General features: G+C 75.8%; 2 protein-coding genes. Both read left to right on the top strand.

Features of this window, described 5'->3' with window-relative positions:
• A partial coding sequence (locus Voc01_RS52185; protein ID WP_203935262.1) for a type I polyketide synthase occupies window positions 1–4,116 on the top strand: 4,116 nt, incomplete at its 5' end.
• A 42-nt stretch (window positions 4,117–4,158) separates the two neighbouring features.
• A partial coding sequence (locus Voc01_RS52180; protein ID WP_203935261.1) for a type I polyketide synthase occupies window positions 4,159–9,522 on the top strand: 5,364 nt, incomplete at its 3' end.

Raw genomic sequence — 9,522 nt, 5'->3', positions numbered from 1 at the left:
GAGGCGCGGTCGTGGCCGGAGACCGGCCGTCCGCGCCGGGCCGGCGTGTCGTCGTTCGGATGGAGCGGCACCAACGCGCACACCATCATCGAACAGGCGACGGCCGAGCCGCCCGCGGCCGTGGCCGACTCGCCGGACGTGGTCCCGGTGCTGGTCTCCGCCGACACCGCGGAGGCCCTGCGGGATCAGGCCGCCCGGCTGCGCGACCACCTGGCGGCGCTGCCGGAGTGGACGCCGGCCGACGTCGGCTTCACCACGGCCGTCGGCCGGTCGGCGCTGCGGCAGCGTGCGGCGGTCCTGGTCGCCGGCCGCGAGGAGCTGTTGGACGGACTGGGCGCGCTGGCCGAGGGCGGTTCCGCGCCCGGGGTGGTGCGCGGTTCGCCGGCGCCGGGTGCGGTGGCGTTCCTGTTCACCGGCCAGGGTGCGCAGCGCCCGGGGATGGGCCGCGGCCTGTACGACGCGTACCCGGTGTTCGCCGAGGCGTTCGACGCCGTGTGCGCGCACCTCGACGACGGCATCAGGGACATCGTGTTCGGCGACTCCTCTGACAACGCTGCGGAGCTGTTGGCGCAGACGGTGAACACGCAGCAGGGGTTGTTCGCGGTGGAGGTGGCGCTGTTCCGGCTGCTGGAGTCGTGGGGCATCAAGCCGGACTTCCTGATCGGCCACTCGGTCGGTGAGCTGGCGGCCGCGCATGTGGCCGGGGTGCTGTCGTTGGCCGACGCGGCGAGGTTGGTGGCCGCGCGGGGCCGGTTGATGCAGGCGTTGCCGGCGGGTGGGGCGATGGTGTCGGTGCAGGCCTCCGAGGAGGAGGTGCTGCCGCTGCTTTCCGGGCTGGAGGCGAAGGTGAGCATCGCGGCGGTGAACGGGCCGCGGTCGGTGGTCGTGTCCGGTGACGAGGAGACCGTCCTGTCCGTCACCCGGGGGTTCAAGGCGAAGCGGCTGACCGTCAGCCACGCGTTCCACTCGCCGCTCATGGCCGGGATGCTGACCGAATTCTTCCGGGTCGCGGAGGGGCTGACGTTCCATCCGCCGACGGTCCCGGTGATGGCGAACCTCGACGGCGACCTCACCACACCGGAGTACTGGGTGCGGCACGTGCGGGAGGCCGTGCGCTTCCACGACGGGATGCGGGCCCTCGACGCGGCCGGCGTCACCACGTACGTCGAGGTCGGACCCGACGCCGTGCTGTCGGCGATGGGTCAGCACTGCGTCGGGACCGGCGAGTTCCTGCCGATGCTGCGCCGGGACCACGACGACGCGTCGACCACCGTGCGGGCGATGGCGGGGCTGCACGTGCGCGGCGTCGCCGTCGACTGGCCGGCCGTGTTCACCGGCGCGCGCCGGATCGACCTCCCCACCTACGCGTTCCGGTACGAGCGGTTCTGGCCCGCGTTCACCGCCGGCGCCACCGGTGACGTCGCGTCGGTCGGGCTCGACCGGACCGGCCACCCGCTGCTCGGCGCCGCGCTGCCGCTCGCCGACGGCGACGGGGTGGTGCTCACCGGGCGGCTGTCCACGCGGACCCACCCGTGGCTCGCCGAACACGCCGTCTCCGGCACCGTGCTGCTGCCCGGCACCGCCCTGCTGGAACTGGCCATCCAGGCCGGTGACCGCGTCGGCACCCCGACGGTCGACGAGCTGACGCTGGAGGCGCCGCTGGTGGTGCCCGACCGCGGCGGCGTGCAGGTGCAGGTCACCGTCGGCGCTCCCGACGACGGCGGGCACCGGAGTGTCGCGGTCCACTCGCGACCCGACGCCGCCGACGACGGCGAACCGTGGACCCGGCACGCGACCGGCGCCCTCGGCGCCACCCCCGTGCCCGCCGAACGCCTGCAGTGGCCGCCCGCCGGCGCCGAACCCGTCGACGTCGGCGACCTCTACGACACGCTGGCCGCGGTCGGCTTCGGCTACGGCCCGACGTTCCAGGGACTGCGGGCCGCCTGGCACGGCGGCGACGACGTCTACGTCGAGGTCGACCTGCCCGATCCCGCCGACGCCGCACCGTTCGGCCTGCACCCGGGGCTGTCGGACTCGGTGCTGCACGGCATCGCGCTCGGCGCGTTCATGACCGGCTCGGGCAACGGGCACCTGCCGTTCGCCTGGTCCGGTGTCACCCTGCACGCCTCCGGCGCCGCGCGGCTGCGGGCCCGGCTCAGCCCGGCCGGGACGAACGCGGTGCGGCTCGTCGCCGTGGACCCGGCCGGCGCGCCGGTGGTGACGGTGGAGTCGCTGGCGATGCGGGAGGTCTCCGCCGACCGGATCGCGGCCGCCCGCCGGGCCACCAACGACTCGCTGTTCCACGTGGAGTGGGTCGCGGCACCGCCGTCGGGCGACGCGGTCGCGGACTGGACGGCGCTCGACGGCGAAACGCCCGACCTGGCCGCGACAGCCGCGCGTGGGGTGCCGGACCTCGTGGTCTGGTCGGTGCCCGGCGGCGGGACCGACCCGGTCGCCGCCGCGCACACCGCGACCCACCGCACGGTCGCGGTCCTGCGGGACTGGCTCACCGACGACCGGTTCGCCGACAGCCGGCTGGTGCTGGCGACCCGCGGCGCCGTGCGCGCCGGACCCGGGGACACGCTGGACGACCCGGCCATGGCGGCGGTGTGGGGCCTGGTGCGCGCGGCACAGTCGGAGCACCCGGACCGGCTGGTGCTCGTCGACCTCGCCGGCGCCGACACGCTGCCGGTCGCGCTGCCGGTCGCGCTGGCCACCGGCGAGCCGCAGGTGGCCGTCCGCGACGGCCGGGCCCTGGTGCCGCGGCTGGCCCGGGTGCCCGCCGCCGACGAGCCCGTCGTCGCGTTCGGGCCGGACGGCACCGTCCTGGTCACCGGCGCGTTCGGGGCGCTCGGCGAACTGGTGGTCCGCCACCTGGTCGGCGGGCACGGCGTGCGGAAGCTCGTGCTGACCGGCCGGCGCGGCGGCACCCCGCCCGAGGTCGACGCGGACATCACGGTCGCCGCCTGCGACGTCGCCGACCGGGCCGCGCTCGCCGCGCTGCTCGACGGCATCCCGGACCTGCGTGCCGTGGTGCACGTGGCCGGCGTGCTCGACGACGGCGTCGTCACCGCGATGACCCCGCACCGGCTCGACACCGTGCTGCGGCCCAAGGTCGACGCCGCCTGGCACCTGCACGAGCTGACCCGCGACCGTGACCTGTCGGCGTTCGTCCTGTTCTCCTCGGCCTCCGGCGTCCTCGGCAACCCGGGACAGTCCAACTACGCGGCGGCCAACGCGTTCCTCGACGCGCTGGCCGAGCACCGCGCCGGTCTCGGCCTGCCCGCCACCTCGCTCGCGTGGGGCCTGTGGGCACAGGTCGGCGACGGTCCCGGCGGCATGAGCGGCGACCTCGGCACCGACGGCACCTCCCGGATGAGCCGGGCCGGCGTCGGTGCGCTCGGCCCCGTGCAGGGCCTGACGCTGTTCGACACCGCCGTGCGCGGCGGACGGCCCGCGGTGGTCCCGATCCGGCTGGACCTCGCCGCGATCGGCGCACAGGCCGCCTCAGCGGGCGCGGGCACCGGTGTGGCGCCGATGCTGCGCGGTCTCGTCCGGGTCCCGGTCCGCCGGGCCGCGGACCACCGCGCGGAGGCCGCGGTGGGCCTGCGCGACTCGCTCGCCGCACTGCCGGCGGCCGAGCGCGCCGCCGCCGTGGTGGAGTTCGTGCGGACCGTCGCGGCCGGCGTCCTGGGCCACCCGACCGCCGACGCGGTGGAGGCGGGACGGGCGTTCAAGGAGCTCGGGTTCGACTCGTTGACCGCGGTGCAGATGCGCAACCAGCTGAACTCGGCGACCGGTCTGCGGCTGCCCGCGACGCTGGTCTTCGACTACCCGAACCCGGACGCGCTGGCGGCCCACCTGGCTACGGAACTGGGGCTCGCTGGGGTTCCGGACGTGGTGCCCGGTTGGACAGAGTTGGATCGACTGGAAGCAGCGTTGGCAGTGGCGGATCCGGACGGCGAGACGCGGGGGAGGGTCACCGCGCGCCTGCAGGAGCTGCTGTCGCGCTGGACGGCCGTCGACGCGGCCGCCGATTCCGGCGATCGCGAGTTGGAACTGGCAACGGTCGACGACATCTTCGACCTCGTCGACAAGGAACTCGGACTGTCCTGATCGACCGGCGCATCCCCGCCGGTGGCGCGAAGGTGATGCGACGTGGCTAACGAAGAAAAGTTCCTCGAGTACCTCAAGCGAGTCACCGCCGATCTCCGCACCGTGCGCCGCCGGCTGCGGGAGACCGAGGCCCGGGAGCGGGAGCCCATCGCGATCGTCGGGATGAGCTGCCGCTACCCGGGCGGCGTGTGCACTCCCGAGGACCTGTGGAACCTGGTGGCCGCCGGCCGGGACGGGGTCACCGGGTTCCCCGCCGACCGCGGCTGGGACGGACTCACCGGCCACGGTGGCTTCCTGCACGACGCCGCCGACTTCGACCCGGCGTTCTTCGGGATCAGCCCGCGCGAGGCGCTCGCCATGGACCCGCAGCAGCGGCTGCTCCTGGAGACGAGCTGGGAGGCCATCGAGCGGGCCGGCCTCGACCCGGCGGGCCTGCGCGGCAGCAGCACCGGCGTGTTCGCCGGCGTCATGTACCACGACTACGCGGCCCGGCTCATGGACGTGCCCGAGGGCGTCGAGGCGCACCTGAGCAACGGCAACGCCGGCAGCATCGCCTCGGGCCGGGTCGCCTACACGCTCGGGTTGGAGGGCCCGGCCGTCACCATCGACACCGCCTGCTCGTCGTCGCTCGTCGCCGTGCACCTCGCGATGCAGGCACTGCGCCGCGGCGAGATCCGCTACGCGCTGGCCGGCGGCGTCACCGTCATGTCGACCCCCGGCTCGTTCGTCGACATGGACCGCCAGGGCGGCCTCGCCGCCGACGGGCGCTGCAAGTCCTTCGCCGCGGCCGCCGACGGCGTCGGCTGGGCCGAGGGCGCCGGCATGCTGATGCTGGAACGGCTTTCGGACGCGCACCGCGCCGGACACCGGGTGCTCGCGGTCGTGCGGGGCAGCGCGGTCAACCAGGACGGCGCGTCCAACGGTCTCACCGCCCCGAACGGACCGTCGCAGCGCCGCGTGATCCGCCAGGCCCTCGCCGACGCCCAGCTCACCACCGCCGACGTCGACGTCGTGGAGGCGCACGGCACCGGCACGACCCTCGGCGACCCGATCGAGGCGCAGGCGCTGCTCGCCACCTACGGCCAGGACCGGCCCGAGGGCCGGCCGCTGCTGGTCGGCTCGCTCAAGTCGAACATCGGCCACGCGCAGGCGGCGGCCGGCGTCGGCGGGATCATCAAGATGGTCCTCGCCATCCACCACGGGGTGCTGCCCCGCACCCTGCACCTGGACGCGCCCACCCCGCACGTCGACTGGGAGTCGGGCGAGGTCACCCTGCTGGCGGAGGAGCAGGCGTGGCCGGAGACCGGAGCGCCGCGCCGCGCGGCCGTCTCGTCGTTCGGCATCAGCGGGACCAACGCGCACACGGTCATCGAGCAGGCGCCCGACCCCGAGGCGGTGGACGCCGAGGCGGCCGAGGACGGCGACGCGCCGGCGGCCGCGCCCGTGGAGGAGCGGGCCCGGCCGGTCGCCACCGGCGTCGTGCCGTGGCTGGTGTCCGGCACCACCGAACCGGCCCTGCGCGCGCAGACCGAGAAGCTGCGGACGCATCTGTCCACTGTGGACCACGCGCCGGCCGACGTGGCGCTGTCGCTGGCGACCGGCCGGTCGCACTTCGAGCACCGGGCCGTCGTCGTGGGCGACGACACCGGCGCGCTGCTGGCCGGCCTGGACTCCGCGGACCTGGACGCCGCGGACCTGGTTCGGGGCCGGGTCGTCAAGGGGAAGCTGGCGTTCCTGTTCACCGGGCAGGGCTCGCAGCGGCCGGGCATGGGCCGCGAGCTGTACGGGGCGTACCCCGTGTTCGCCGACGCCTTCGACGCCGCGTGCGAACACCTCGGCGACGGCGTGAAGGACATCGTCTTCGGCACCGACGCGGACGTGCTGGCGCAGACCGTGCACACGCAGGCCGGCGTCTTCGCGCTGGAGGTCGCGCTGTTCCGGCTGCTGGAGTCGTGGGGGATCCGCCCGCACCAGCTGGCCGGGCACTCCATCGGCGAGCTGGCCGCCGCCCACGTCGCGGGCGTGCTGTCGCTGGCCGACGCCGCGACGCTGGTCTCCGCGCGCGGCCGGCTGATGCAGGCGCTGCCGGCCGGTGGCGCGATGGTCGCCGTCCAGGCGTCCGAGGACGAGATCCTCCCGCTGCTGACCGCGAACGTCGGCATCGCGGCGGTCAACGGTCCGCGGTCGGTGGTCGTCTCCGGCGCCGAGGACGAGGTGCTCGCCGTGACGGCCGCGTTCAAGGCGAAGCGGCTGACCGTGAGCCACGCGTTCCACTCGCCGCTGATGGAGCCGATGCTCGCGGAGTTCCGTGCCGTCGCGTCGACGCTGACCTACGCCCCGCCGGCGATCCCGATCGTCTCCACGGTCACCGGTAAGACCCTCACCGCCGAGCAGGCGACCTCGCCGGAGTACTGGGTCGGGCACGTCCGCGCGAGCGTCCGCTTCCTCGACGCCGTGCGCCGCCTCGACGACCTCGGCGTCACCACGTACCTCGAGGTCGGCCCCGCCGGCGTGCTCACCGCGATGGGCCAGGACTGCGTCACCGGCGACCGCGTGTTCGCCGCCGCGCTGCGCGCCGACCGGCCCGAGCCCCACACGCTCACCACCGCCGTCGCGCGGCTGCACGTGCGCGGCGTCCCGGTCGACTGGACCGCGTACCTCGCCGGCCACGACGCGCACCGGGTCGACCTGCCCACGTACGCGTTCCAGCGGCAGCGGTTCTGGCTCGAGAACCTGACGAGCTGGGTCGGCGACGTCGGCGCGGTCGGCATGAGCGCCACCGAGCACCCGCTCCTCGGCGCCACCGTCGCACTGGCCGACACCGACGGCGCGCTGCTCACCGGCCGGCTGTCGCTGCGCGCCCAGCCGTGGCTCGCCGACCACGCGGTCGGCGACACGGTGCTGCTGCCCGGCACGGCGCTGCTGGAGTTCGCCTGGCAGGCGGCGCAGCACGTCGGGCTCGACCGGGTCGAGGAGCTGACCCTGGAGACCCCGCTGGTGCTGCCCGCCGACGGCGGCGTGCAGGTGCAGGTGGCCGTCGGCACCCCCGACGCGACCGGCCGGCGCGGCGTCACCGTGCACTCGCGTCCCGACGGCGAGTCGGTCGAACCGTGGGTCCGCCACGCGACCGGGTCACTGGGTACCGACGTCGCGCGCTCCGCCGGTCCCATAGGCTCCTGGCCGCCACCGGACGCGGACCCCGTCGACACCGACGACCTGTACCACCGACTGGCCGTGGGCGGATTCGGCTACGGCCCGGTGTTCCAGGGCCTGCGCGCCGCGTGGCGGCACGGCGCCGACGTGTACGCCGAGATCGCCGTGCCCGCCGAGGCCGCCACCGCCGCCCGCCGCTGCGGCGCGCACCCGGCGCTCCTCGACGCCGCCCTGCACGCGATCAGCCTCGGTGACTTCGTCGCCGACCCCGCGCGCGGACACCTGCCGTTCGCGTGGTCGGGCGTGACGCTGCACGCGGTCGGCGCGACGACCCTGCGGGTGCGGCTGTCACCGGCCGGCACGGACGCCGTGGCGCTGACCGCCACCGACGACAACGACGTGCCGGTGCTGACCGTCGACTCGCTCGTGCTGCGGCCGGTCTCGGCCGAACAGCTGCGCGCGGCCCGTGGCGCGTACCACGAGTCGCTGTACCGTCCGGAGTGGACGGTGCTGCCGGCGACCGCCGGTGCGGCGGGCCGCTGGGCGGTGCTCGGCGCCGACCCGCTCGGCCTCGCCGACGACCGCGTGCCCGCGGTGTCCGCCCTCGCCGACCTGACCGCCGTGCCGGACGCGGTGCTACGCACCGTCGTCCCGACCGGGCCGGACGCCGCGGCGTCGGCGCACGAGCTCACCACCGACGTCCTGGCGCTGGTGCAGGAGTGGCTGGCCGACGAGCGGCTGGCCACCTCGCGCCTGGTGCTGGTGACCCGGGGCGCCGTCTCTCCGGACGGGGGCGTATCCGATCCGGCCGCCGCGAGCGTGTGGGGGCTGGTCCGGGCCGCGCAGGCGGAGAACCCGGGGCGGCTGGTCCTGGTCGACGTCGGCGACGGGCCGGTGAGCGGGCGCGCCCTGGCGGCGCTGCCGGCCGACGAGCCGCAGGTGGCGCTGCGCGACGGACGGGCGTACGCGCTGCGCCTCGCGCGCGTGCCGGCGGTCGAGCCCGCGCCGACCGGTTTCGGCGACGGGACCGTGCTGGTGACCGGCGCGACCGGTGCCCTCGGCGGGCTGGTCGTGCGGCACCTCGTGGCGACGCACGGGGTGCGGAAGCTGGTGCTCGTCAGCCGGCGCGGCGGCGCGGCGCCGGACGTCGACGCCGACGTGACGGTCGCCGCCTGCGACGTCGCCGACCGCGACGCGCTGTCGACGCTGCTGGCCGGGATCCCTGACCTGACCGCCGTCGTGCACGTGGCGGGAGTGCTCGACGACGGTGTCGTCACCGCGCTCACCCCGGAGCGCATGGCGCCGGTGCTGCGCGCGAAGGCCGACGCCGCCTGGAACCTGCACGAGCTGACCCGCGACCTCACCGCGTTCGTCCTGTTCTCCTCGGCGTCCGGCGTCTTCGGCACGCCGGGCCAGGGCAACTACGCCGCCGCGAACGCGTTCCTCGACGCGCTCGCCGAGCACCGCCGCGCGTCCGGGCTGTCCGCGGTGTCGCTGGCGTGGGGCCTGTGGGCCCAGGCCGAGGGACAGCACGGCGGCATGACCGGCGACCTCGGCGACGCCGGCCGCGACCGCCTCGCCCGCGGCGGCGTCGGCGCGCTCGACCCGGCCGACGCGCTGGCCCTGTTCGACACCGCGATCGGGACGGCCGCCCCGGTGCTCGTACCGATCGGGCTCGACCTCGCCGCGCTGCGCGTGCAGGCCGCCGCGGGCTACGTGCCGCCGCTGCTGCGCGGCCTGGTACGCACCCCCGCCCGCCGCGCGGTGACCGCCGACGCCGGCGCACCCGCGCCGCTGGCCGGCCGGCTCGCCGGTCTCTCACCGGCCGAGGCCGACCGGCTGCTGCTCGACCTCGTGCGTGCCCAGGTGGCCGCGGTCCTCGGCCACTCCTCGACCGGGGCGATCGAGCCCGACCGTGCGTTCACCGAGCTCGGCTTCGACTCGCTGACCGCCGTCGAGTTGCGCAACCGGGTCGCCGCCGCGGCCGGGCTGCGGCTGCCGGCGACGCTGGTCTTCGACTACCCGTCGGCGGAGACGCTCGCCCGGTACCTGCGCGAGCAGATCGCCGGCACCTCGTCGGACGTGGCGCCCACGACGGCGGCGGTGGACGGCGACCCGGTCGTCATCGTCGGGATGAGCTGCCGGTTCCCGGGTGGCGTCGACTCGCCCGAGGCGTTGTGGACGCTGCTGTCCGAGGGCCGCGACGCGGTCACCGGCTTCCCGGACAACCGCGGCTGGGACCTCGACACCCTC

The sequence above is a fragment of the Virgisporangium ochraceum genome (genome assembly GCF_016863655.1).
Classification (GTDB): Bacteria; Actinomycetota; Actinomycetes; order Mycobacteriales; family Micromonosporaceae; genus Virgisporangium; species Virgisporangium ochraceum.
The sequence above is the reverse complement of the archived record's forward strand: the minus strand, read 5'-3'. Positions and strand labels throughout refer to the sequence as shown.